The 25,968-nt window shown below is 41.0% G+C and carries 22 protein-coding genes and 3 pseudogenes; 15 read left to right on the forward strand and 10 right to left on the reverse strand.

Annotated features, from left to right (window positions below):
- Positions 1-7: 7 nt before the first annotated feature.
- From argF to ODU55_RS03500, 4 genes and pseudogenes are all read left to right on the forward strand, one after another.
- Positions 8-1,021, forward strand: coding sequence for an ornithine carbamoyltransferase (gene argF, locus ODU55_RS03485; protein WP_002941720.1), 1,014 nt, complete (start codon positions 8-10; stop codon positions 1,019-1,021).
- Positions 1,022-1,334: 313 nt separating this feature from the next.
- The gene (gene arcC, locus ODU55_RS03490; RefSeq protein WP_002941719.1) at positions 1,335-2,282 is read left to right on the forward strand and encodes a carbamate kinase; all 948 of its coding nucleotides are present in this window, start codon (positions 1,335-1,337) and stop codon (positions 2,280-2,282) included.
- Between the two features lie 446 nt (positions 2,283-2,728).
- On the forward strand, positions 2,729-4,231 hold the full coding sequence (locus ODU55_RS03495) for a YfcC family protein (RefSeq protein WP_398581888.1): 1,503 nt from the start codon (positions 2,729-2,731) through the stop codon (positions 4,229-4,231).
- Positions 4,232-4,349: 118 nt separating this feature from the next.
- Positions 4,350-5,676 (forward strand): annotated as a pseudogene (locus ODU55_RS03500) (dipeptidase).
- Between the two features lie 325 nt (positions 5,677-6,001).
- On the opposite strand, the gene ODU55_RS03505 reads toward ODU55_RS03500, so the two are convergent.
- On the reverse strand, positions 6,002-6,475 hold the full coding sequence (locus tag ODU55_RS03505; RefSeq protein WP_002941715.1) for an arginine repressor: 474 nt from the start codon (positions 6,473-6,475) through the stop codon (positions 6,002-6,004).
- Between the two features lie 63 nt (positions 6,476-6,538).
- On the reverse strand, positions 6,539-7,567 hold the full coding sequence (gene queA / locus ODU55_RS03510; protein WP_024377163.1) for a tRNA preQ1(34) S-adenosylmethionine ribosyltransferase-isomerase QueA: 1,029 nt from the start codon (positions 7,565-7,567) through the stop codon (positions 6,539-6,541).
- A 347-nt stretch (positions 7,568-7,914) separates the two neighbouring features.
- Between queA and ODU55_RS03515 the strand changes: the two genes are divergently transcribed.
- Positions 7,915-8,622 carry a glucosamine-6-phosphate deaminase gene (locus tag ODU55_RS03515; protein ID WP_398581889.1) on the forward strand — a complete coding sequence of 236 codons (708 nt, stop codon included), beginning with the start codon at positions 7,915-7,917 and terminating at the stop codon, positions 8,620-8,622.
- A 40-nt stretch (positions 8,623-8,662) separates the two neighbouring features.
- Here the strand turns inward: ODU55_RS03515 and ODU55_RS03520 are convergent, their stop codons facing one another.
- Positions 8,663-9,220, reverse strand: coding sequence for a low temperature requirement protein A (locus ODU55_RS03520; protein WP_398581890.1), 558 nt, complete (start codon positions 9,218-9,220; stop codon positions 8,663-8,665).
- Positions 9,221-9,347: 127 nt separating this feature from the next.
- Here ODU55_RS03520 and ODU55_RS03525 point away from each other — a divergent pair.
- The 6 genes and pseudogenes from ODU55_RS03525 (at position 9,348) to dltD (ending at position 14,867) form a co-directional block, all read left to right on the forward strand.
- Positions 9,348-10,166 (forward strand): annotated as a pseudogene (locus ODU55_RS03525) (IS982 family transposase).
- Positions 10,167-10,411: 245 nt separating this feature from the next.
- Positions 10,412-10,537: a teichoic acid D-Ala incorporation-associated protein DltX gene (gene dltX, locus ODU55_RS03530; protein WP_002937209.1), complete on the forward strand. Its 126-nt coding sequence runs from the start codon at positions 10,412-10,414 to the stop codon at positions 10,535-10,537.
- Positions 10,527-12,089, forward strand: a complete 1,563-nt coding sequence (dltA, locus tag ODU55_RS03535; RefSeq protein WP_398581891.1) for a D-alanine--poly(phosphoribitol) ligase subunit DltA — start codon at positions 10,527-10,529, stop codon at positions 12,087-12,089. The genes dltX and dltA overlap by 11 nt, the downstream gene beginning before the upstream one ends.
- On the forward strand, positions 12,086-13,327 hold the full coding sequence (gene dltB, locus ODU55_RS03540) for a D-alanyl-lipoteichoic acid biosynthesis protein DltB (RefSeq protein WP_398581892.1): 1,242 nt from the start codon (positions 12,086-12,088) through the stop codon (positions 13,325-13,327). Before dltA ends, dltB begins: the two co-directional genes overlap by 4 nt.
- 42 nt (positions 13,328-13,369) lie before the next feature.
- Positions 13,370-13,609, forward strand: coding sequence for a D-alanine--poly(phosphoribitol) ligase subunit DltC (dltC, locus tag ODU55_RS03545; RefSeq protein WP_398581947.1), 240 nt, complete (start codon positions 13,370-13,372; stop codon positions 13,607-13,609).
- Positions 13,602-14,867 (forward strand): D-alanyl-lipoteichoic acid biosynthesis protein DltD, encoded by a 1,266-nt coding sequence (gene dltD / locus ODU55_RS03550; RefSeq protein ID WP_398581893.1) that lies wholly within the window; start codon positions 13,602-13,604, stop codon positions 14,865-14,867. The genes dltC and dltD overlap by 8 nt, the downstream gene beginning before the upstream one ends.
- Before the next feature lie 88 nt (positions 14,868-14,955).
- Here the strand turns inward: dltD and ODU55_RS03555 are convergent.
- A pseudogene (locus tag ODU55_RS03555) lies at positions 14,956-16,070 on the reverse strand (low temperature requirement protein A).
- 674 nt (positions 16,071-16,744) lie between these two features.
- A complete protein-coding gene (locus ODU55_RS03560; RefSeq protein ID WP_398581894.1) occupies positions 16,745-17,707 on the reverse strand; it encodes a glutathione S-transferase family protein in 963 nt (320 codons plus the stop codon).
- Between the two features lie 136 nt (positions 17,708-17,843).
- On the opposite strand from ODU55_RS03560, the gene ODU55_RS03565 reads away from it, so the two are divergent.
- The 3 genes from ODU55_RS03565 to ODU55_RS03575 are packed head-to-tail and all read left to right on the forward strand — an operon-like array spanning position 17,844 to position 19,208.
- Positions 17,844-18,560: a pseudouridine synthase gene (locus tag ODU55_RS03565; RefSeq protein WP_398581895.1), complete on the forward strand. Its 717-nt coding sequence runs from the start codon at positions 17,844-17,846 to the stop codon at positions 18,558-18,560.
- Positions 18,561-18,573: 13 nt separating this feature from the next.
- On the forward strand, positions 18,574-18,771 hold the full coding sequence (locus tag ODU55_RS03570) for a glutathione peroxidase (RefSeq protein ID WP_398581896.1): 198 nt from the start codon (positions 18,574-18,576) through the stop codon (positions 18,769-18,771).
- Positions 18,768-19,208: a glutathione peroxidase gene (locus ODU55_RS03575; protein WP_398581897.1), complete on the forward strand. Its 441-nt coding sequence runs from the start codon at positions 18,768-18,770 to the stop codon at positions 19,206-19,208. Before ODU55_RS03570 ends, ODU55_RS03575 begins: the two co-directional genes overlap by 4 nt.
- An 18-nt stretch (positions 19,209-19,226) precedes the next feature.
- On the opposite strand, the gene ODU55_RS03580 is transcribed toward ODU55_RS03575, so the two are convergent.
- The 5 genes from ODU55_RS03580 to ODU55_RS03600 form a co-directional block, all read right to left on the reverse strand.
- The gene (locus ODU55_RS03580) at positions 19,227-20,228 is read right to left on the reverse strand and encodes a FecCD family ABC transporter permease (RefSeq protein WP_398581898.1); all 1,002 of its coding nucleotides are present in this window, start codon (positions 20,226-20,228) and stop codon (positions 19,227-19,229) included.
- The gene (locus ODU55_RS03585) at positions 20,225-21,250 is read right to left on the reverse strand and encodes a FecCD family ABC transporter permease (protein ID WP_398581899.1); all 1,026 of its coding nucleotides are present in this window, start codon (positions 21,248-21,250) and stop codon (positions 20,225-20,227) included. Before ODU55_RS03585 ends, ODU55_RS03580 begins: the two co-directional genes overlap by 4 nt.
- A gap of 13 nt (positions 21,251-21,263) precedes the next feature.
- Positions 21,264-22,193: an ABC transporter substrate-binding protein gene (locus tag ODU55_RS03590; RefSeq protein ID WP_074391490.1), complete on the reverse strand. Its 930-nt coding sequence runs from the start codon at positions 22,191-22,193 to the stop codon at positions 21,264-21,266.
- A 12-nt stretch (positions 22,194-22,205) separates the two neighbouring features.
- Positions 22,206-22,991, reverse strand: a complete 786-nt coding sequence (locus ODU55_RS03595) for an ABC transporter ATP-binding protein (protein ID WP_398581900.1) — start codon at positions 22,989-22,991, stop codon at positions 22,206-22,208.
- Between the two features lie 151 nt (positions 22,992-23,142).
- Positions 23,143-24,588 carry a UDP-N-acetylmuramoyl-L-alanyl-D-glutamate--L-lysine ligase gene (locus ODU55_RS03600; RefSeq protein ID WP_398581901.1) on the reverse strand — a complete coding sequence of 482 codons (1,446 nt, stop codon included), beginning with the start codon at positions 24,586-24,588 and terminating at the stop codon, positions 23,143-23,145.
- A gap of 622 nt (positions 24,589-25,210) precedes the next feature.
- On the opposite strand from ODU55_RS03600, the gene ODU55_RS03605 reads away from it, so the two are divergent.
- On the forward strand, positions 25,211-25,957 hold the full coding sequence (locus ODU55_RS03605) for a lysophospholipid acyltransferase family protein (protein ID WP_398581902.1): 747 nt from the start codon (positions 25,211-25,213) through the stop codon (positions 25,955-25,957).
- The last annotated feature ends 11 nt before the right edge of the window (positions 25,958-25,968 follow it).

Below are 25,968 nucleotides of genomic sequence, written 5' to 3' on the forward strand. Positions count from 1 at the left end.
AGAGACAATGACAAACGTATTTAAAGGCAGACATTTCCTTGCAGAAAAAGATTTTACTCGTGCAGAGTTGGAATGGTTGATTGATTTCTCAGCTCATTTGAAAGATTTGAAAAAACGCAATATTCCACACCGTTATTTGGAAGGTAAAAATATTGCCCTATTGTTTGAAAAAACATCAACTCGTACTCGTGCCGCCTTCACAGTAGCATCCATTGACCTTGGTGCCCATCCAGAATATCTTGGCGCAAATGACATCCAACTTGGCAAGAAAGAATCTACAGAAGATACTGCTAAGGTTTTGGGACGTATGTTCGACGGTATTGAATTCCGTGGTTTCAGCCAAAAAATGGTGGAAGAATTAGCAGAATTCTCTGGTGTGCCAGTATGGAATGGTTTGACAGATGCATGGCACCCAACTCAAATGTTGGCGGACTACTTGACAGTCAAAGAAAACTTTGGCAAGTTGGAAGGTTTGACTTTGGTTTACTGTGGTGATGGCCGTAACAACGTTGCTAACTCACTTTTGGTAACAGGTGCCATTCTTGGTGTCAATGTTCATATCTTCTCACCAAAAGAACTCTTCCCTGATGAAACAGTTGTAGCATTGGCAGAAGGATTTGCTAAAGAATCTGGAGCGCGTGTGCTTATTACTGACAATGCTGACGAAGCAGTCAAAGGCGCAGATGTTCTCTATACAGACGTTTGGGTATCAATGGGTGAGGAAGATAAATTTGCAGAACGCGTTGCCCTCTTGAAACCATACCAAGTGAATATGGAATTGGTGAAAAAAGCAGAAAATGAAAATCTCATCTTCTTGCACTGCTTACCTGCCTTCCATGATACAAACACTGTTTATGGTAAAGATGTCGCTGAAAAATTTGGCGTAGAAGAAATGGAAGTAACAGACGAAGTATTCCGTAGCAAGTATGCTCGTCACTTCGACCAAGCTGAAAACCGTATGCACACAATTAAAGCAGTGATGGCAGCGACTTTGGGGGATCCATTTGTTCCACGTGTGTAATACTCTTCGAAAATCAAACTCATACGTTGTTGCCTCGATTTTATGTCTGAAAAGCTCCAGTGGAGGTTTTCAGCCTGTTCCCTTGAAGTATAAAAGGAACAGAGTTCTATCTTCATAGTCGAAACGAACTTCGCTCGTTTTATTTCCAACCTCCAAAGGTTCCTCAAACCTTTGGAGCTAGTCTGATTTTGATTTTCATTGAGTATATTCTCTAGTCATCGCAACCTCCGGGGGCTGGCACCCAGCCCCCTTATTTTGAGGATGGATGTGTAAGCGATTACTATTTCGCGAAAGTGAGGAAAAAGCAAGAGATATGGCAAATCGTAAAATTGTAGTAGCCTTGGGTGGCAATGCCATTTTATCGTCCGACCCATCGGCTAAAGCACAAAAAGAGGCCTTGGTACAAACAGCCAAGCACCTTGTAAAATTGATAAAAAATGGGGATGACCTTATTATCACGCATGGTAATGGTCCTCAGGTTGGAAACTTACTTCTTCAAAACCTTGCTGCTGATTCGGAAAAGAACCCAGCTTTTCCACTGGATAGCTTGGTAGCTATGACAGAAGGTTCGATTGGTTTCTGGTTGCAAAATGCCTTGGAAAATGAATTGCTCAAGGAAGGCATTGAAAAAGATGTAGCATCTGTTGTGACCCAAGTTATCGTGGATAAGAATGATCCAGCCTTCGAAAATTTGACCAAGCCGATTGGACCATTCTATACAGAAGAAGAAGCGAAAGCAGAAGCAGAAAAGACTGGTGCAACCTTCAAAGAAGATGCCGGTCGTGGCTGGCGCAAAGTCGTTGCTTCGCCAAAACCTGTAGGAATCAAAGAAATTGGTACCATTCGTACCCTTCTCAATGCAGGTGAAGTGGTCGTAGCTGCTGGTGGCGGTGGCATTCCAGTTGTCCAAGAAGCAGACGGTACTCTTACCGGTGTGGAAGCAGTTATCGATAAGGATTTTGCTTCCCAATGTTTGGCAGAATTGGTTGATGCAGACCTATTTATCGTCTTGACAGGCGTAGACTATGTCTTTGTTAACTACAACAAACCGGACCAAGAAAAATTAGAAACTGTTACCGTAGCTGAATTGGAAGAATATATCAAACAAAATCAATTCGCACCAGGTTCTATGCTACCGAAAGTTGAAGCAGCTATTGCTTTTGTAAACAATAAGCCGCAATCAAAAGCAGTCATTACCTCATTAGAAAACTTAGGTGCTTTGATTGAATCCGATAGTGGCACTATCATTGTCAAAGGCTAAGCAGCTGTATGTATTGTTGAGGCTTCTATTTATTGATGTACTCTACATGCAAATATAGTTTTTAAACTAGACGGGTTATTTATTGATGGAGTTAGGGGAGTGGAAGTGTTGATAGTCCTACAAGGGTTCCCTTTAATCAAAAAATGAAGGTCTGGGCTTCTAAGCTCCCTCCCCTCTCATCCATTTCCTATCAAGTATCTATCTATAAGCAATGATTTCAGATATAGTCTTTTAGTTTACTTTTAGTACTAGGCAACGAGCCGCAGGCATAACTAGAGTTAGGCAAGGCGAGTTAACGAAGTAATAAAAGAAAAACTAAATGACGATAATAGACTGAAGGAGATAGACATCTCTTGAAGATAGGTGGATATTTGATACGGTTATTACGGATACAATTTCCCTTAAATAGGGGATAAACTTTCAAAATATTATAGGAGGTTTTTGCGATGAGCGAAAAAGTGAAAAAAGGCTTTAAATTGCCTTCGTCTTATACAATATTGATGCTCATTATTGCCTTTATGGCAGTGATGACATGGATTATTCCAGCTGGTCAATATCAGGTTGATGAAGCCGGACGTTTGGTGGCTGGTACCTATGAGAAGGTTGCTCAAAATCCACAAGGGATTTACGATGTTTTTATGGCTCCAGTTCGTGCCATGCTTGGTCACGGTGCGACTGAAGCAGCGATTAACGTAGCATTCTTCATCATCATGGTTGGTGCCTTTCTTGGTGTAGTTAACGAAACAGGTGCACTTGATGTAGGGATTGCTTCTATTGTAAAACGCTTCAAAGGTCGTGAAAAAATGTTGATTTACATCCTCATGCCTTTGTTTGCCTTGGGAGGCTCAACCTATGGTATGGGTGAAGAAACAATGGCTTTCTTCCCACTCCTTGTTCCTGTTATGATGGCGGTTGGTTTTGACAGTATTACTGGTGTAGCCATCATCTTGCTAGGTTCTCAAATCGGCTGTTTGGCTTCTACTGTAAACCCATTTGCAACGGTTGTAGCCTCTGATGCAGCAGGTGTAAGTGTTGCGGACGGTATGATTTGGCGCTTGGTCTTCTTCGTTGTTATTCTCTTGATGGGGGTTCTCTTTGTAGCCAACTATGCTGAGAAAGTGAAAAACGATCCGACTAAGTCCTTGGTTTACAAACAGCGTGAAGCAGATATGCAACACTTTAATGTCGCAGCAACTCAAGAAGTGAATGCAGAATTATCACCAGCTCAAAAACGTGTTCTCTGGGTATTTGTACTAACATTTGTTCTCATGATTTGTAGCTTTATTCCATGGGAAGATTTGGGTGTGACTATCTTTACACAATTTAATGATTGGTTGATTGGTCTTCCATTCATCGGTCAAATGATTGGTTCTTCAACAGCTGCTCTTGGTACTTGGTACTTCCCAGAAGGAGCAATGCTCTTTGGTATCGCAGGGATTGTAGTTGGTTTAGTTTATGGTATGAGTGAAGAACGTTTGGTAAAATCCTTTATGTTCGGTGCTGCTGATATTTTCAGCGTAGCTTTGATTTGTGCTATCGCGCGTGGTATTCAAGTCATCATGAACGATGGTATGATTACTGCCACTATTCTCCATATGGGTGAAGAAGGATTGCAAGGTTTGTCTTCACAAGTATTCATCATTTTGACCTATCTCTTCTACCTACCAATGTCCTTCTTGATTCCATCTTCATCAGGTCTTGCAGGGGCTTCTATGGGTATCATGGCACCTCTTGGTGAGTTTGTAAATGTACCAGCAAGCCTGGTTATCACAGCTTTCCAAGCTGCATCAGGTCTCTTGAACTTGGTGGCTCCAACATCAGGTATTGTAATGGGAGCCTTGGCTCTTGGTCGTGTTGAAATTGGTACTTGGTATAAATTTGTAGGTAAGTTAATCGTAGGCATCATGATTGCCTCCATAGCTATTTTGGTCATTGCGACATTCTTCTAATCGAAATTCTGGGTCAGATTTTATCATGAATACAGATAAAATTTGGCTCAGTTTTTCCTTTTATGATAGAATAGTGCTAGAAAATATATCATATCTTATTATGTTGAAAGGAGTAACAATGAATACAAGTTTTATTCAATCCACTCATCAGGAAGAGTGTGTCCAGGCTATTAAAGAATTGGTGGCTTTTCCGTCTGTCCTGCACGACACCCTTTGGTCAAGCTATTCAGGATGTACTGGAACATACCCTAGCCATGACGGAGAAAATGGGTTTTAAAACTTATTTAGACCCTGCTGGCTATTATGGCTATGCTGAAATTGGGCAAGGCGAGGAATTATTAGCAATCCTTTGCCACTTAGATGTGGTACCTGCTGGTGATCTTAGTCAATGGCAGACGCCGCCTTTTGAGGCTGTGGTAGAGGGAGATTATATTATTGGACGCGGGGTTCAGGATGATAAAGGTCCTTCGATGGCGGCCTTATTTGCAGTAAAAGCACTTCTTGATGCGGGAGTCCAATTTAACAAGCGGATTCGTTTCATTTTTGGAACAGATGAAGAGACCTTATGGCGGTGTATGAACCGCTACAATCAAATAGAAGAAGTGGCAACTATGGGCTTTGCACCAGATTCTTCCTTCCCTTTGACTTATGCTGAAAAAGGATTGCTACAGGCCAAATTGCATGGTCCAGGTCACCCTTGTCTGAGTATCGAAGCGGGAACTGCCTATAACGTAGTACCTGCCAAGGCAAGCTATTCTGGTCATTTATTAGCAGGAGTTATTGCGGAATTAGATCAATTAGGCTTTGATTATGAAACCAAAGATGATCAAGTAACGGTTCTCGGTATTTCTCGGCACGCCAAGGATGCTGCCGAGGGGGTCAATGCCATCGTTCGTTTGGCAAAGGCCTTAGAACATTTCGAAAGTCATCCAGCCTTGGACTTTATCGTCAATGCAGTTGGTGAAGATGCCACAGGATTTAAGCTTTTTGGTGATGTGACTGATGAACCATCAGGGACACTCAGTTTCAATATTGCAGGCCTAACTATTAGCGCAAAAAAATCAGAAATTCGCTTGGACATTCGTATTCCTGTCACTGCGGATAAAGAAGCCCTAGTTTCTACTTTACAAGCCAAAGCGCAATCATGTGGCTTGACCTATGAAGAGTACGACTACCTTGCTTCCTTGTATGTGCCATTAGACAGCCAGCTGGTATCTACGCTCATGTCTGTTTATCAAGATAAGACAGGAGATTTGACAAGTAAGCCAATCTCGTCAGGTGGGGCTACCTTTGCTCGTACTATGCCAAACTGTGTGGCCTTTGGTGCATGTTTCCCAGATACAGAACAAACAGAGCATCAGGAAAATGAACGCATGCCATTAGAAGACTTATATAAAACAATGGATATTTATGCTGAGGCAGTCTATCGCCTAGCTGCGGAATAGCCACTATCAGTATTGAATAGTAAATTACAGTTTAAAAGCTCTTAGTGAAATATCTAAGAGCTTTTCTTATGAAGAATAACATTAAAAGATGAGATAGAAATGTGTCACTGTTCACAAGAAGTGGACAAAAATATATGAAGGTGTGACTTATTATATGCTGTTTTAGAAATAGACCCCATCTGCATATAGAATAAGTCAAATTAGACTATTCTACAATAAAACGCTTATATGTTAGATTTTCGTTTATGAGTATAAAGGGAAGTTATTGATATTTATTTGAAAAATTATCTTTAAAATTAAGTATGTTGTTTGTGAACACAAATTTTTATAATTTACTAAAGAAAAATGGTGGAGTAAACTGTTTCAAGTGCTCGAAGCAAGCTTGTGCCCCCTCGACATCTTCACAAATGATGAGACAGACATCGTCACCGCAGACGGTTGCTACAATTTGAGGAATCTCCATGGCATCCAAAATAGAACCGAATGAGTTAGCCAATCCAGGTAGGGTCTTGAGAACCACTTGATGTTGGATAGGTTTTAGCATGACCAAAGCATCTTCCATATAGAGTCGCAGTCGTTTTTCCCAGCGAGTAGGAGCAATGGGGTTGATGACATAGTGAGAAGAATCATCTTCGTTGACTTTGACAAGATTGAGCATCTTGATGTCACGGGAGAGGGTAGATTGGGTGACGGAGACTCCATTGACCTCTAGTAATTCTTGCAATTCCTGCTGGGTGTGTATTTTCTTCTCCATGATTAGAGACAGGATCAGCTGATGGCGACTTTCAATCTTATTCATAGGGCCCTCCTTGAGATGTAAGGAAAATAAAATCTGAACTCAGAATAAATTGGTGATAACAGCCTATTGAATAAACATTGCATCCCCAAAACTAAAGAAGCGGTAACGTTCTTCAACAGCATGTTTATAGGCATCTAAGGTAAATTCTCTACCTGCAAAGGCAGAAACTAGCATAACCAAAGTAGATTTTGGCAGGTGGAAATTGGTTGAGAAGGCATCAACGATTCGGAAGGTGTAGCCAGGTTTGATGAAGATATTTGTCCAACCAGAATCAGCTTCCAAACGGCCATCAAATTTATTACCGATGGTTTCGAGGGTGCGGATGGATGTCGTGCCGACTGCGACGATACGACCACCGCTATCTTTGACCTGATTGAGGGTGTGAGCAGCTTCTGCTGATAGGTTATAGAATTCCGAGTGCATTTCATGTTCATCAACGTTATCAACAGAGACTGGTCGGAAGGTCCCAAGTCCAACGTGAAGAGTCAAATAGACTAGCTTCACTCCTTTAGCTTCGATTTTTTCGAGTAACTCTTGGGTGAAATGTAGTCCAGCAGTTGGGGCTGCGGCAGAACCGTTTTCCTTGGCATAAACTGTTTGATAGCGTTCACGGTCTTCTAATTTCTCATGAATGTAAGGTGGAAGTGGCATTTCGCCTAGACTTTCCAAGACTTCAAGGAAGATACCTTCATAGGAGAATTCAACTATTCTTCCACCGTGTTCTAATTCTTCTACGATAGTAGCAGTTAATCGTCCGTCACCAAAAGCAACTGTGGTACCGACTTTCAGACGTTTTGCTGGTTTGGCAAGAACTTCCCACTGATCACCTTGGGTATTTTTCAAAAGCAAAAGCTCAACATGTCCCATAGTTTCAGGCTTGTAGCCATAGAGACGGGCAGGCAGAACACGTGTATTGTTCATGACCAGAGCATCACCGGGATTCAGCTGGTCGATGATATGGTCAAAGTGACTGTCAACCATGCTCCGTTTTTCGCGGTCGAGGATCAATAGTTTAGAGCTGTCGCGCTTTTCAAGGGGAACTTGAGCGATAAGCTCTTCGGGTAAATCAAAATCAAAATCTGCAGTATTCATATTCACTCCTTAGACTAAAATAAAATATAGGTAAAATAAATCAATAGGGAAAATGGCAAAGCCACCAATAGACTACCAATCAGGTAGAAAATAAACTTTAGGACCTTTGATTTAGAAATAAAATAGCCAGTAAGGCAGAACAGAATACCAATAAAAAATAAGTAAAAAAGCACATCTGTCATAAATGTATTATATCATAGTTAGACACTTAAGTCTTGATGGATGGGAAGAGAATTAAAATTATTCGTGCTGATGTAATACTCTATAAGTATAAATTCTTGACAAAAATTGGTCTATACCATATAATAAAGAAAAACAATAAATGGTATAGACCAAAGAGGTGTGTTATGAAAATTCATGTAGTAAACAATCAAGTTGAAGGAGCAACTGTAGCATTAGACATTTTGAGAGAAAAATTGAACGGAGGTGCCAAGGTATTAGGTTTGGCAACAGGCTCCAGTCCGTTAGAATTTTACAGATTGATTCGTGAGTCGGATTTAGACTTTTCAGATGTGACATCTATAAACTTGGATGAGTATGTTGGTTTAGGTGAGGAGAGCGACCAATCCTATATCCATTTTATGAAGGAAAATCTTTTCAATGCCAAACCGTTTAAACAATCTTTTTTACCGAATGGTTTGGCGACAGATGTAGTTGCTGAAACAGAACGTTACAATAAAATTCTGGCTGAATATCCAGTTGATTTCCAAATTTTGGGTATCGGTCGCAACGGCCATATCGGTTTCAACGAACCAGGTGCTCCATTTGATGGTCAGACTCATCTGGTTGAATTGGCGCCATCAACCATCGAAGCCAATGCACGCTTCTTTGCGGATCCAGAGGAAGTGCCCAAGCAGGCTATTTCCATGGGCATCGCCAACATTATGGTAGCCAAGACCATTGTCCTCATGGCTTATGGTCAGGAAAAAGCTGACGCCATTAAGGCGACTGTGGAAGGTCCTGTGACAGAAGATGTCCCAGCAAGCGTCCTCCAAAACCATGACAATGTCGTTCTTATCCTCGACCAAGCCGCAGCGAGTAAATTGAAAAAATAAGTGTTAAAAACCGACCACCTTTTTAGGCAGTCGGTTATTCTTATTCTTTTAAACTCTCTCTAACTGAGGTACGATGGCGGTGGGTAATTCTCACAATCATGTAAGAACTTACAGCCAATATTGTGGCTATAAGAAGCAAGTGATTTTGACTCACGACTAAAAGAATAATTGTTATGAACAAAGTGAGAGCATACTGGAACCTTACTGACTTATCCAGTCGATAAAGGTCCTGGTTGTAGCGACTGGTCATTAGGATTCCCATAAAGTAGAGGAAGTAACCAATGAGAAGGAAAGGCAAGCCCAAACTAGCATGCTCACCAAGTAAGACCTCCAGAGAAACTGTGAAGAAGTTGATACCCAAAACCAATACCATATGAGCGTAGAGTAAGGTAGCTACATTTGTCTTTTGATGGTGATTGATATTGAGATAGGTTTGCGAAATGTAAAACATAAAGGAGAACGCCATTGCCAAGAAGAAGAGAACACCAGTGAGGAAATGCGCCTGAATCGGATAATTCTTCAAAATCGCAATGACCGTCTCACCAAAGGTAATAATGGTAATCAACTGGCACCGTTCAACGATGTGAGGAAAATTCATGACATCGTGACTGAGTTTGTCCTTGAAGAAATAGGAAATACCCGTGGTGCTAGTTCATTTCAAAATACAATAAAAAGCCCAAAAAGACTATACTGTAAGTGACGAAACATACAGGAGGTTAGTCCAAATGAGCCACTTACAGTATACTGCTAAATCTCATCATTTGCAATGGAATGTACACCAATTATCACAAATTTGTCATCACTTCTACCAAAACTATTGTCCTGATTCCTTCAAACATCGGCGTAATGTTAGTTTTGCCAAAGTTTCAGATGAATCACTCCTTGTCTTGCTTTTGTTACAAGCTGAACTAGGCATAACCTCACAACGCCATTTCTACAGCATCTGCCACCTCTTTCCTTGCGGTCGGTTATTAGAAAGAAGTCGTTTCAATCGTCGGTCTAAACAATTGATTTGGCTCGTCCAATTAATTCGAAAAGCTATGAGTGAAATGCTTCCATCTGATAAACTAGCCATTATAGATAGTTTTCCTTTGCCACTTTGCCAACCGGTTCGCAATCACAGAGCTACCATTTTTAAAGGATTCGCCGATATTGGCTGTAACGCCTCTAAACATCTTTGGTTCTACGGCTTCAAGGTTCATATGTTGGTGACCTTATCAGGTTATATTCTGAACTATGTTGTCACACCAGCCTCTGTTCATGACATCAAGGTGGTTTATGAATTATTAGAAGGGTGTAAGCAATCGGTTATCCTAGGTGATTTAGGCTACCTGAGCAGTGAACTCAAGAAGGACTTAGAACAAGAAGGTTACCATCTATGAACGCCATTTCGCAAAAACATGGCAGGAGCTGAAGAACATAACAATTGGAAAGTAATGGCCATGAGACGAACTATTGAAACACGTTTTTCTGAACTGTGTCGTCTCTTTGATATCGAACATACATTAGCTAGAAGCCTAGCCGGACTACAGTTACGAATCTAACAAATTATTCTAGCTCATAACTTACGCTATTTTGAAATGAACTAGCACACGGGTAGTCTTTGTGTAACAGGTATATTCTTGTATTTTTTAGTGAAAAAAGAAATAAATTGACAAAATTATGGTAAAATGTAGGTTGATTTAAAATTAATCATTTAATGAATGGAATGAGTTCGAAGTAAGTCAAGATTGACTAGACATTGTATTTAAAGTAATTCGCAGGAATAAGAGATGGAAGGAGATAGAACATGCAACATCCAGTTGTACGATTTATCTGTAGAACCCTGTTCTATTTTTTTATATTGTTACTACTTTTGTATCTGTATAGTTATTTAGACATTGGACAGGGAGGATTTATCTATAATGAGTTTTAAAGAGGAGAGTATAAAAAAGATTAGCAGTATGTTAGAGCGGGTAGAGCATTTTGCGACAGAAAATCCTGACTACCCTGTTTACCATTATCTAGGACAGTTGTACAGTTATGGGGATTTAAAGGCAGATTCAGATTCTTTAGCAGCCCATATTGATAGTTTGGATTTACCAGCAAACTCTCCTGTTCTTGTTTTTGGCGGACAGGAGTACCAGATGTTGGCAATCTTTGTTGCCTTAACCAAGGCTGGCCATCCATATATCCCTGTAGATAGTCATTCTGCTTTGGATCGGATTGAAGCTATTCTGGAAATAGCAGAGCCGAGTTTGGTATTTGCGGTAGCAGACTTTCCGCTAGAGACAAGTTTGCCAGTGCTTGGTTTGTCTGAAGTGGAGGCCATTTTTGAGAGGCAATCGACTTATCAGTTGATGCATCCTGTAAGCGGAGAAGATACCTACTATATTATCTTCACTTCTGGGACGACGGGTAAACCAAAAGGGGTGCAAATTTCGCATGACAATTTGCTCAGCTTTACTAACTGGATGATAAGGGATAAGGAGTTTGCGCTACCAGAGCGACCACAAATGTTGGCTCAACCTTCCTATTCGTTTGACTTATCGGTTATGTATTGGGCTCCGACGCTTGCCCTTGGTGGGACCTTATTTGCTCTACCGAAAGAGTTGACTTTGGATTTTAAGACCTTATTTGCAGCTATTCAAACTTTACCATTTAAAATTTGGACTTCGACACCATCATTTGTAGATATGGCTTTGCTATCTCGTGAGTTCGATGGGGAACATTTACCAGATTTGACGCATTTCTATTTTGACGGAGAGGAGTTAACTGTAAAAACAGCTCAGAAGCTCCGCGAACGTTTTCCAAAAGCTGTGATTGTTAACGCTTATGGACCGACCGAAGCTACAGTCGCCTTATCAGCAGTTGCCATCACTGATGAGATGCTGGTGAATTATAAACGTTTGCCGATTGGTTATACCAAACCAGACTCGCCAACTTTTATTTTGGATGAGGATGGTCAAGTAGTACCGAATGGTCAACAGGGAGAAATTGTTGTATCAGGTCCTGCTGTCTCTAAAGGGTATTTGAATAATCCTGAGAGAACCGAGGCGGCATTTTTCCAGTTTGACGGCTTACCGGCCTATCATACTGGGGATTTGGGTGTAATGACAGATGAAGGTCTGTTACTCTATGGCGGACGTATGGATTTCCAAATTAAATATAATGGTTATCGTATCGAGTTGGAAGAAGTTGCCCAACACTTAAATAAATCAACCTACATTGAGGCTGCGATGGCTGTTCCACGTTATAATGCTGACCATAAAGTGCAAAATCTGTTAGCTTATGTTGTTCCTAAAGCAGGGATTATGGAGCAGTTCGATCGAGAGTTGGAGTTAACCAAGGTTATCAAGCAGGAGTTAAAAGAACGGATGATGGATTATATGATGCCTTCGAAGTTTATTTATCGAGACAGTCTTCCTTTGACTGCAAATGGGAAGATTGATATTAAGGGGTTGATCGCTGAGGTGAATGCTCAATGATGGAGTTTTTCAAACAGCTACCTCAGTTAGAGCCTTATGGAAATCCATTGTACTTTTTCTATCTAGTCTTGGCGCTAGTACCAATTTTTATAGGACTCTTTTTTAAAAAACGTTTCCCCTTGTATGAAACAGGTGTTAGTTTAGCCTTCATTGTCTTGATGTTTACAGGTACAAAGACAATGCAGTTGCTGTCTTTATTGGCCTATATTATTTGGCAGACAATATTGATTTTTTTCTACAAGCATTATCGTCAACGGGCAAATCAAAGCTGGGTTTTCTATATAATTGTGTGTTTAGCTGTTTTTCCGTTGACTTGGGTAAAGTTGGCACCGACGTTTAGTCAGCATGGAGCAATTTTCGGTTTTTTAGGTATTTCTTATTTAACGTTTCGGTCGGTCGGAATGGTGATTGAAATGCGGGACGGTTTACTAATGGAATTTAGTTTAGGGAGTTTTTTGCAATTTTTGCTATTTATGCCAACTATTTCGAGCGGTCCTATTGATCGTTATAGACGGTTTACGGAAGATTACAAACAAATTCCAGAGCGAACTGAGTTATTAAATATGCTCAATCAGACTGTGCATTATATTATGATGGGTTTCTTATATAAGTTTATTCTAGCCTATTTTATCGGGCATACTTTACTGGAGCCTTTAAAGGCAGTAGCCTTGGATCAAGGCGGATGGTTTAACTTACCTACTATTGGAGTTATGTATCTTTATGGTTTTGAATTATTCTTTGACTTTGCAGGCTATTCCATGTTTGCCATAGGTATTTCCAATCTTATGGGTATTCGCTGCCCAATTAACTTTGAACAACCGTTCAAATCGCGTGATCTTAAGGAATTTTGGAATCGATGGCATATCAGCTTATCTTTTTGGTTCCGTGATTTCGTCTTTATGCGTCTGGTTAAGACTTTGTTGAAACATAAGGTTTTCAAAAATCGAAATACGGTATCTAATGTTGCCTATCTGTTAAATATGCTCTTGATGGGCTTGTGGCATGGTGTAACATGGTATTATATTGCATATGGTCTCTTTCATGCTTTGGGGTTGATCATCAATGATGCTTGGATTCGTAAGAAGAAATCAATTAATTTAGCTCGAAAAAAAGCTGGACAAGAACCACTGCCAGATAATCGTTGGACGAGTTTCGCTGGTATGTTTGTGACCTTCCATACGGTCATGTTCTCTTTCTTGATATTTTCAGGATTTTTAGATAAATTGTGGTTCAAGTAGACAATAGGTAACGATTGTATGAATCGTAGAAAGGAATATAAAATGGATGTAAAAGAAACAATATTGAATATTATCGAAGAATTATTTATGGAAGATGTATCTGAAATGATGAATGAAGACCTATTTGATGCGGGTGTTTTAGATAGTATGGGGACTGTAGAACTTATTGTGGAGTTAGAAAGTCGTTTTAATATTACAGTTCCAGTTTCAGAGTTTGGTCGTGAAGATTGGAATACAGCTAACAAAATCATTTCTGGTGTTGTGGAGTTGATGCATGCGTAAGCAATTGTGGCAGATTTTTGGGCCTGTGATTTGTGCAACGTTTTTAGTTATTCTCACCTTGTTGTTTTTCCCGAGTTCTTCTCGGCCAAATTTCAAAGAAGAAAAACAAGATGCAGTAGCATTGTCTTATATTAGTTTTAAGAGCAAATATAAGAAAAATAGGGCTCTGGGAGACAAAAATCATCGTTTTGTTCCTTTCTTTGGGTCAAGTGAGTGGTCACGTTTTGATAGTATGCATCCATCAGTGTTGGCAGATGCTTATCAGAGAGAGTATATTCCCTATTTGTTAGGACAACGTGGTGCAGCTTCGCTGACACAATATTTTGGCATGCAACAGATTGGGGCACATTTAAAAAATAGTCAGGCTATCTATGTTGTTTCTCCTCAATGGTTTTCACCAAAAGGGGCATCATCTAAGGCATTTGAACAATATTTTAGTAGTGATCAAGCCACTCATTTTCTGCAAACAAGTGCTGAGGATGACTATGATAGATATGCAGCAAAGCGTTTCTTAGAGCTTAAATCAGACTGTAGTTTGACAGGAATGTTTCAAAAAGTAGCTAGTGGTAAGGAATTGTCGAAATGGGATAGAGAGCAGTTGACCTGGCAAGCCTATTTATTAGAAAAGCAAGATGCCTTATTTAGTCGCTTTGCTGATTCTGGTAGTAATTTAGGATTGGTAGAAACGGAAGCGATGAAACTTCCAGAGACTTTTTCCTATGACCGCTTGAGTAAAGTGGCTAATGAGGACGGGAGTCGTTCTACTCAATCAAATGATTTCCAAATTGATGATAGGTTTTATAGAAATCGTCTTCAGTCAAAAATCAAAAAACTCAAACAATCCCAGACAAAAATATCTTATCTGCAATCACCGGAGTACAATGATTTTCAGCTGGTTTTGAATGAATTTGCTAAACATCAGACTGATGTGCTATTTGTAATTCCCCCGGTTAATGAACGTTGGATGAACTATACTGGTCTCAATAAAGATATGTATCGGGCAACAGTAGCAAAGATTAAGTACCAGTTGACCAGTCAAGGTTTCAATCATATTGCTGATTTGTCGGAGCAGGGGGGGATAGATTATTTTATGCAAGATACGATCCACATCGGTTGGCAAGGCTGGCTGGAGCTTGATAAGTACATCCAACCATTCTTGACAGAACAACAGGCACCTGTTCATTATCAGCTAAAAAAAGAATTTTTAACTTCCGAATGGGCTACGTACAAGGGAGATTTTAACCTATTTTTGAAATAGTTAGATACAGTTATAATAAAAAGCAAGAAGGTTTTGAATTAGGAAGTCTCCTTGCTTTTTTGTTCTTTTACTGTAGTAAATTGAATGATTATATATCTTCTCCCAACAAACTGTGGTTGGCTTTGCGGAAACGAATGACATGGTAGGCTACCATACCATGTGAGAGTAGATTGAGAATGCTAAAGATGAGTAGGTTTGCATGTCCAGCTAGCAGTAAGGCAACATTTCCAATCACTAAAATCAGACCGTAGATGAACAGTCCTTTTCTACCAACTTGGTGAATTTGTTGATTATAGAAGGAAGTCGAAAGGATGCCTCCGTAGAAAAGTAAGTTTCCTACAACCAGCATTGGCAAGGCCAGTTCATTGTGGTGGCTAGGGAACAGCTCCATTGCCACTGTGAAGAAATTTAAACCAAGGACAATCACCAAGTGGGCATAGAGCAAAACGGTCACATCTGCCTTACGGTGATGATCAATGGATAGATAGGTTTGGGAAATATAGAAGATGAAGAGGGCGCCATCGCAATGAAGAGAAGGATTCCTTCCAAGGGAAGTTCTAAAAGTGGATAATTTTTGATAATGGCAATGACTGTTTCACCGAAGGTGATAATGGTAATCAGCTGACAGCGTTCCACCATGTGTGGAAAGTTGATGGGGTCATGACTTATTCTCTTTTGAAAGAAAAAGGAAATCAAGAAGGGAGTGATATAGACAATCAACATTCGCTCATCGTTGGTCCAGAGCTTGAAAACGACCAAGAAGGTTGCACCGGCAAAGGTCGCAATGTATGTCGCCAACATCTGCAAGGTTGCCTTGATGTCCTGATTGAAACCGATCCGTCTTCCTCTCAGATAGTATTGTAGGAAGATTAGGACATAGGACAGTGTCAAGAAGGCGTTAAAGGGAAGAGCTGTTTTTTCAAAATCATTGCTGAAGTTGAGGGACATATTTCCAATCAGGTACATGGATGGAATAATCGTAAAAATATCTAGAAAGTCTCGTTCGCCATATTTATTTAGATAAATGGTTTCATTGATCCACAAGGCCATGATAATCAAATTAGCAGTGATAAAGGTCACAATTTCCTTGAAGCCGATATGCTCTCCATGTAACAAGCCCGTCAGTGAAGAAGTAGCAAGGACAAAGACCAAATCATAAAACAATTCATAGTTGGATACACGTTTTGCCTTAATGTCAGACATGTTAATCTCCTCTTTCTGAAAATCTGAAATATTATACCACAGAAATTGTGAGGGAGCAAACCAGTTATTTTTGGAACTGATGTTCTGAAAATCGTGGAAAATATCTGTGTTCATTTTTCAATTCTTCATTCTTTAGTGGATAACAACTCACGCCAAACGCATGAAGAAAATTTTGTTTTCGGAAAACGTACTTTCATATTTTATACAGTTTTTTAGCAAAAATTTATGCTATAATTAGTCTGAATTTGAGGAATTATTCATGACTAAATGTAAAAACTATGGAAATAAATTGGAAAAATGCATGTGACAAGAAAATGGTTACATGCATTTTCTTCATGCGTACGACGTGGATAACAACTTTTTTATAATGGTAAAGATTATCGTTTTATGGTATACTATCTAAGTCGCAATCACTAAACAGCGCAGGTTGGGAGGTGAAAACTTTATGCTACAATACTTTACCGAATTTGTTTTGTTACCGTTGCTAGTCAGCGTAGTTGCAGAACTTATTACGGAGTGGCTAATCCGTAAGTGGCAAAACAAAAGCGACAGTTAACTTAGCCTGCGTGCCTTGAGCAAGCACAAAAAAACACCCATGGCGGCAACCATGGGTGTTTTACTTTATGCTTAACTTTACCGAACTTTTAAGCACAATGATTATAACATATGTGTCTTTAGTTTTCAAGTGTCCAGTCCAAGTCAGGGCCGACTGGGACAATACCTGTTGGGTTGATGGTCTTATGGCTACCGTAGTAGTGCTGCTTGATATGGTCGAAGTCAACTGTTTCCGCAATACCAGCATGATTGTAAAGTCGCTTGGTGTAATGCCACAGATTTGGATAGTCAACCAAGGCCTTGATATTGCATTTGAAATGTCCAAAGTAAACTGGATCGAATCGCACCAAAGTGGTGAAGAGGCGGATATCTGCTTCTGTCAACTGATTGCCCACCAGATAGTCCTTGTCAGCCAAATGTTCTTCTAATTTATCCAAGGCAGCAAAAAGGTTCTTGACTTCTTTCTCATAAACTTTCTGGTTGGTTGAAAAACCTGCCTTGTAGACACCGTTGTTGATATTTGGATAAACAAAGTCATTCATAGCATCAATCTCAGCTTGTAGGTGTTCTGGATAGTAGTCATCGTAGTTGCCTGTAATGTCATTGAAGGCACTATTAAACATGCGCATGATTTCAGCAGATTCATTGCTGACGATGGTATTTGTTTCCTTATCCCAAAGGACAGGAACGGTCACACAGCCAGTGTAATTTGGGTCTGCTTTCAAGTATACCTGATAGAGATAGTCGCTGTTAAAGAGCGGATCCTTGATCACACCAGGACCGTCTGCGAAGGTCCAACCATTTTCCAACATGAGCGGATGGACGATTGACAGGGAAATGTGGTCTTCTAGACCCTTCAATTTTCGCATGATTAAGGTTCGACTAGCCCAAGGACAGGCCAAAGAAATGTAGAGATGGTAACGTCCTGATTCAGCCTTAAAACCACCCTCACCTGTCGGTCCTGCTTGTCCATCGGGTGTAATCCAGTTGCGAAATTGCGTGACAGTACGGACAAACTTGCCGCCTGTTGACTTGGTGTCATACCATTGATCCACCCATTTGCCATCTTGTAAAAGTCCCATAACGTTCTCCTTTATTATTTCAAGTAGGAAATTCAAGCAAATCTAGATTTCCTGTGCAAAAGATATATCACTAATTAGTATTGTAATCATTTCTCAAACAAAGTCAAGTCACATGTTTTTATGCTAGAATAGAGATATGAGATTGGACAAATGTTTAGAGAAAGCCAAGGTTGGCTCGCGTAAGCAAGTTAAAAAACTTTTCAAAGCCCAGCAAATCAAGATTGACGGACAAGTAGCCCAAAGTCTCGGTCAGATTGTGGACCCAGAATTACAAGTGATACAGGTAGCAGGGCGAAAAATCGAGCTAACAGGCTCAGTCTACTTTTTACTCAACAAACCTGCTGGTGTGGTTTCTGCTGTGACGGATAAGGAGCATCAGACAGTCATCGACTTGATCGCACCGCCTGACAAAAAAGAAGGTCTTTACCCCGTCGGTCGCTTGGACAGGGACACTGAAGGCCTGGTTCTTATCACCAACAACGGTCCACTTGGTTACCGAATGCTTCATCCCAGTCACCATGTGGACAAGGTTTACTATGTGGAGGTCAACGGCCCCTTGGGTCCGGATGCTCCGACATTCTTTGCCTCAGGCGTTACCTTTTTGGACGGCACTCGTTGCCAGCCCGCAGATTTGACTGTCTTGGAGGCTTCTTTAGACCATAGCAGAGCGACCATCAAGCTGGCAGAAGGCAAGTTTCATCAGGTCAAAAAGATGTTTTTAGCCTATGGTGCCAAGGTCACTTATCTCAAGCGAATTTCCTTTGGAGGTTTTGAACTGGGGGATTTGGAACGAGGTGCATACAGACAACTCACTCCAAATGAATTGGAACATTTATTCACTTATTTTGACTAGAGGAGGATATATAATGAGCATTTATGAAATTATAGTACAAAAACAAGATGGCACAGACCAGTCCATGGCTGATTATAAAGGACAGGTGCTTTTGATTGTCAATACGGCACCAGGTTGTGGGTTGGCACCTCAATACAAGGAACTACAGGGGGAGTGGGAAAGAACTCGACTAAGTCAAAAAGAGTTCGTCTTCCCACCCCCGCACAGTTGATTAGGTTAGATTTGGAGTGTAAAACACGAACAAATCTACCAATCAACCACTGCGCTGAGATGTTGACACGAACACTGAGAAGTGGGCCAGGGCTTTTTGCCCAGCCTCATCGAGACAAAGGTTTTGTCGTGCTAGATTTTCCTTGCAATCAATTTTTAAATCAGGCTCCCGGTTCTGCTGAAGAAATCAATCAGACCTGTAGTTTGACTTATGGAACAACCTTTCCTCGCTTTGCAAAAATTGAAGTGAACGGTGTAGGAGCTAGTCCGCTATATCGCTATCTTAAGAAAGAAAAATCGACCTTATTAGGAGGTCGAATCGAGTGGAATTTTACCAAGTTTTTGGTGGATAGACAAGGGCGTGTGGTCAAACGCTATTTACCAACGACTAGTCCATTAAAACTTAAAGAGGATATTGAACTTTACCTAGAAAAATAACAAGAAGGCTGGAGTCATCTAGCCTTCTTGTTTTAGTAACCACAGAAAATAGGGAGCGCCGATAAGGGAGACGATGATGCCGGTTGGGATGCCTGTTCCGACAAGTAGTACTCGTCCTATGGTATCCGCTAGAAGTAGAATGAAGCTTCCTATTATCATAGTCGCTGGAATGATGACACGATGGTCATTTCCTAACCATTTGCGCACAATGTGACCAGCAATGAGACCAACGAAGGTGATATTACCAACTAAAATGACACTAAGAGAGGCTAGGGCGGTAGCCAATACCAAGGTAATCCGCCTTTCACGCTGTAAGTGGAGTCCCAAAGCCATGGCTGTCTGGTCGTTTAGATTCATAATATTGAGTGAGCGACTTCGACTAAACGTTGCCAGCCATATCAAGAGAAGAAGAGGAGTATAGATTGCGATAGTTTTCCAATCTCCACCATTTACTCGACCACTGAGCCACTGGACAATGTATTCCATCTTAAAGTCATCTAATTGGCTGATGATGCTAACCATGATACCAGATAACATGCTCGAAATTCCAACTCCCGTGATAATTAAGCGTGCAGGATGGATGCCGTACAGCTTCTTACGTGCAATCCAGTAAACTAGAAAAATGGTTAATCCACCGCCCATCATAGCAAATAGAGGCATGAGACTCAATAAGACAGGGCTGATTTTTGAAGAGAGACCGACAAATAGTGCCACAACAAGACCAGCTCCTGCGTTGATTCCTAAAATTCCAGAATCTGCCAGAGGATTGCGGGTCAAAGTTTGTAGCAACAAACCAGCCAAAGCCAGAGAAGCCCCTCCGATAATGGAGGCGATTATTCTAGGTAAGCGAATTCGCCCAATGATCAGTAGAGTCGATGAACTGGCACGACCACTCATGATGTCAATGAGATCCGAAAAGGATGAATGGCTATAGCCGATAGATAAGGAAAGTAGGAAAATGACAAATAAAAGGATTAGTAGGAATGTGAATATTTTTAGAGAGTTGTGATGTCTTATCAAAAGTGTTTCTCCTTTCTAATCAACCATAGGAAGCAAGGGAGACCAATGATACTGATGACTGCGCTAATGGGAGTTTCAACAGGTGGATTGATAGAACGGCAAACCAAATCTACCCAGATGAGGAAACTAGCCCCTGCAAAGGCAGTTAATGGCAAGAGTAGCTTATAATTTTTCCCTGTAAACATGCGGATAAAGTGAGGAATAATGAGCCCGACAAAAGAAAGTGAGCCCACAAGAGCTACCGCAGAAGCTGAGAGTAGAAGGACAATTCCCAACAAGATCAAGGTCATCAGTAAGGTTCGTTGCCCTAGATTTTTAGCAACAGTTTCGTTGAAACTCAGGATGGTCAGTTGATGTGAAAAGAGTTGAGCAAGGATGAGGCCAATGATGATAAGAGGAGCGATGATGGCCAGCATCTTCCAGTTTACCTGTACCAATCCCCCTGCTTGCCAGCCAATCACTGCAGTTGATAAATCAAAGTAGATAGTAATAGCCTGACCAATAGCAGAAAATAGACTTGCTACCATGGCGCCAGATAAAATTAAACGTAGTTGATTGTAGCCTTTTTGCACCTGATAAGCTAGACCAAAGACTAGACCGGCTGCCAGACAGGAGCCCAGTAAACATATTAATAAAATTTGACTGTAGTGCAAACCGCCGAATAGAGCATAGGCAACAATGAGAGCAAGTCCTGCTCCAGCATTGATTCCTAATAAGCCAGGATCGGCAATCGGATTGCGTGTAATTCCTTGCATCATTGCCCCAGCTTGGGCCATGGCAGCTCCCACCAAGATGGCGGCTACCATTCTAGGCAAGCGCAAATCGATGATAACATCCTGAGCGGAAGAATCTGTCAGTGGATGCTTTAGGGTTTCTATCAGTTGTTGGTGGCTATAAGAAATAGCTCCAAAGCGTAAACTAAGATAACCTCCAGCTATGAAAGAAAGACAGATGATGAAAAAAACAAGCCAAATATTCTTTGGCTTTGTTTTGGGATAATGAGAACTCGCTAGTTTGTTCATATATCCAGTCCTTTTACTGAAGTTTTTGAATTGCTGAGACAAAGGCGTCAATTTGTAAATCTAAAGACATCGGGTCGGAGAAGTAGAAGAGGTTGTAGTCTACCTCGATGACGTGACCATTCTTTACAGCAGGTAGATTTTTCCAAATATCACTTTCTTTGAGAGATGCAGCTGCTTCTTTTGTTTTATCATTGACGTTAACAAGCACATAGTCGCCAACGTATTCTGGAAGAGCTTCCTGAGATACCCCAAACCAGCCTTCTTTACTGATAATGTCTTCTTGAACCTTTGCAGGAGCAGCAAAACCGAGAGCGCGATAGACTAATTCTCCGCCACGACCAAAGTTGTTACCGTAAAGGAAGATGTTTTTATCGAAGAAGTCCATGACAGTAAATGTTGAACTTGTATCAATCAATCCTTTCAATTCCTCTTTCGCAGTTGCAACTTTCTTATCCCATTGATCTAACCAAGCTTGTGCTTCCTTTTCTTTTCCAAAAATCTGACCAACATCTGTCAGCATTTTCAGGTAGTCACTCTTTCCATAAGTGATTTCAATAACTGGAGCAATTTCTTTCAGTGTTTCTAAGTTATCATCACCAGCAAATACTAGAATGACATCTGGTTTTTGTGCGGCAATTGCTTCTGTATCTGCCGTTGTCAATTGTGGAACATCCTTTAGTTTGTCTCCAAATGCCGGACTATTTTTTTCTAAATCTAGACTATAGCTAGATACATCAATTCCTAATTGTAAGAGATAGCCTGTGTAAGAGTAAGCAAAGTTGACAACTTTTTTAGGATTTTTTGGAATGTCACCGTGGTAAGTAATTCCTTCAATCTTTGGCATGCTAGACAATTCTACATCTGTTGAAGAGGAAGAGGTAGAACAAGCTGTTAAGAAAACCAGCCCAACAAATAAACTAAAAATAGCTAAAAACTTTTTCATTTTTTCTCCTTATTATTTTTTTAAATCGTAAGTTAGCAAAATAGGGTAATCTTGACCAGCAACCTGCATCAATTGAGGTTCAATGCTAAAAATGTCCCTCAGTATCTTAGTTGTCATCATATTGGACACAGACCCATGGTAGCGAATATCTCCCTCTTTCATGGCAATCATATAATCTGAAAATCGAGCTGATAAATTGACATCGTGAAGGACCATCACAATAGTTTTCTGTCGGCTTTGATTCAGTTCTTTTAAAAGTTCTAAGACTTCCAATTGATGATTGAGATCAAGATAGGTTGTTGGTTCATCTAAGAAAATGGTATCCGTATCTTGAGCAAGTGCCATCGCAATCCACACACGTTGCCTCTGACCACCTGATAAATCATCAACTGGTAACCTAGCGTAGGGAGCGGTCTGAGTGACCTCCAAGGCCCAGTTGATTTTCTCTCTATCCTGATCAGTGAGATGCCCCAGTCCATTTTGATGCGGAAAGCGACCATAGGAGACCAGTTCATAAACGGAAATCCCTTCTGTCGCTTCTAAGACCTGAGGGAGCAGGGCTAATTTTTTTGCGACTTCTTTGGTTGGTAGTTGTGAAATGGCTTGTCCATCTAAATAGATAGCCCCTTCTTGAACAGGGATAATCCTTGTCAACGCTTTAAGCAAGGTCGATTTTCCACAGCCATTGGCACCAATGATTGTCGTTATACTTCCTTTTGGAATACTTGTTGATAATTCATCAATAATAATCCGATTGTCGTAAGAGACTTGGATATTTTCCGCTTGAATTGAAGACACAAACTCCTCCTTACCAGAATATGATTCATTAATAATTTGTTCCGACCAGTATTATATCAAAAAAATTTATCAAAACAAAGAGTTTTCTGAAAATTTTAATTTAATGAGAATCGTTATAAAAAAGTCCTTGTCTGTGAACAAGGACCCTATGTTACAAATATTGTTTTGCTACTTCGATGTCACCGTCATAGGCGGCTTTTTCGCCATTGACAATCTGGTAGGCGTCAGCCCCCTTGCCTGCGATGATGACGGCATCTTTCGGAGAGCTTGTCTGACTCATGGCTGTGCGAATGGCTTCTTCCCGGTCCAAGATGAAGTTGCTTGGACGGGTCATGTGGGCACGGATTTGTTCAGCGATAGCAGCGGGATCTTCACGGTTGGGATCATCAGCTGTCAGAATGACCTCAATCTGCGGATAGTCATTGAGCAGGAGTCCGAAGTCCTTGCGGCGACTTTCTCCCTTGTTGCCAGGAGCGCCTAAAATCAAGATGACCTTACCTGTCTGGTGTTCCAAGACGACATCGATTAACTTTTTCACACTGTCGCCGTTGTGGGCGTAATCGACAAAAACCTTGGCTCCGTTTTGCTGGGTCAGAACTTCCATACGACCAGGGACATTGGTTTGGGCAATCCCTGTGTGAATATCTTCCAGACTTGCTCCCAAGCGGAGACAGGCCAGTCCTGCTGCGATAGCATTTTCTTGGTTGAAGCCACCGATCAGCTGGATGTCGTAGTGGCCAGCTAATTTTCCAGTCGCTATGAAATCAAAACCTGCTGACTGACGAATCTGGTTTTCAGAAGTCGGCCCATAAAAGTCATGGTCTTTGGAGCTAACTTGGTCTTTCACCACCTCAAAATGGTCCATTCCAGCATTGACAATAACCGCTCTGCTATTGTCCATCAAAAGCCGCTTGTGGTAGAAATAGTCCTCAAAAGTCGGGTGCTCAATGGGTCCGATGTGGTCGGGGCTGATGTTGAGGAAGACGCCGACGTCAAAGGTCAGCCCGTAAACCCGCTTTACCAAGTAAGCCTGGCTGGACACCTCCATAATCAAGTGGGTCATGCCGTTCTTGACCGCCTCCGCCATCATGGCAAAGAGATCCAGACTTTCAGGCGTGGTCAAGGTGGACTTGAAGAAGGTTTTGCCGTCCAGCGTGGTGTTCATGGTCGAAAGCATGGCAGGTTTCTTGCTCTGTTTAAGGATGTTAAAAGCAAAATAAGCCGCCGTTGTCTTACCCTTGGTGCCGGTGAAAGCCAGGAGTTTGAGCTGTTTCTGGGGATGACCATGAAATTCCATGGCAATCAGGCACATGGCCTGCTTGATGTCATGGACGATGATAGCAGGAATGCTGACCTCATAGTCGATTTCAGACACGTAAAAGGCCAGCCCAGCCTCGATAGCCTTTTCCAGAAATTCCTTCTTAAAGGCCAAACCCTTGGCAAAAAAGAGAGTCGTTGGGCTAACAGTTCGGCTGTCATAGCTGAGGGCATCAAACTGGACATCCGTCCAAGTGCTGTCAGTCTGGTTATTCTGTTTGATATGGCGGAAGTTGTCATCCGCTTTTAAGATGTCTACTACACGTTCAATTTTAATCATGCTTCTATTGTAAACCTATCTAGTGGTTTTTACAAGTCGGGATAAGAAAACCCTCTCGGAAAATCAGGAGAGAGCAAAACTTTATGCAAAAATTCTAACCAATATTCAATCAAGATACGCCTGAACATAGATTTAATTCCAATAGAATATAATGAGTAAGACTACAAAAAATAGGACAGACAAGACCAAGGAAAGTAATGTCTGCTTTTGTCCAATCTTGGTGAAGAAGCCAAGATAGAGTGAAATTAGTAAGAGTATGACCAAAAGGCTTCGTATCCATGTTTCTGGATAGAAAGCCCAAATTCCTTGAGGACGGAATAAAAAGAAGGTAAAAATAAAAGTAGTATATGTGTTTTCGTTTTTGTACCATTCACGATTGAAACGGGGACGTAAGTTCGTTAATAGAGTTTTCATTTTTGTAACCTCCTCCTATTTATCAATAGTATAGCATATCTAGCTAAGATTATCTCCATAAAATAAAGAGAGCAAAAATAAACGTGATGGCGATTACCAAAGCCAGCTTCCAGTTTTCCTCAAGATTATACTTAGGTCGAAAGAAAGTGACATTTCTTCCTGAAGCAATTTTGTGCTATAATAGGAGGGATTGAAAAAGGAGAAGTTTATGTTTTATTCTTATCTACGAACACTATTAACATTCCTATTGTGGGCCATCAATGGCAATATTCACTATCATGATAGAGAGAAGATTTTGCCACAGGAGGAAAATTATATTCTTATCGCTCCGCACAAAACCTTCTGGGATCCAGTCTTTCTTGGCTACGCAGCTGCTCCTAAGCAGTTCATCTTTATGGCTAAAAAAGAACTCTTCAAGGACCGTGGTTTTGGCTGGTGGATTTCAAAATGTGGAGCCTTTCCGATTGACCGTGAAAATCCTGGTATGGCAGCCATCAAGTATCCAGTTAACATGTTGAAAAAAAGCGACCGTTCGCTGGTCATGTTTCCTTCAGGAAGTCGTCATTCATCTGAGCTCAAAGGTGGTGTGGCGGTCATTGCCAAGTCAGCCAAGGTCAAACTCATGCCAGCTACCTATGTGGGTCCCATGACCATCAAGGGGCTCTTAGCTGGTGAGCGAATCGATGTGGCTTTTGGAAATCCTATCGATGTTTCAGATATCAAGCGTATGGACGATGCAGGTACAGCAGAAGTGACTAGTCGCATCGAAGCAGAATTCAAGCGATTAGATGACCATGCTGCCTCCTTCCAAACCAAGAAAAAGCCAAATATCTTGACTTATATCTATCGTATCCCAGTTCTTTTGCTGGTTGCCCTTATCTTAGGTCTGACCTATGTCTTTAGCTATATTGCTAGCTTCTTCTGGCAACCAAGCACTCAGTTGGCTAAAAAATAGGATTAAACTCG

The sequence above is a fragment of the Streptococcus sp. 2022WUSS037 genome (assembly GCF_044427225.1).
Taxonomy (GTDB): domain Bacteria; phylum Bacillota; class Bacilli; order Lactobacillales; family Streptococcaceae; genus Streptococcus.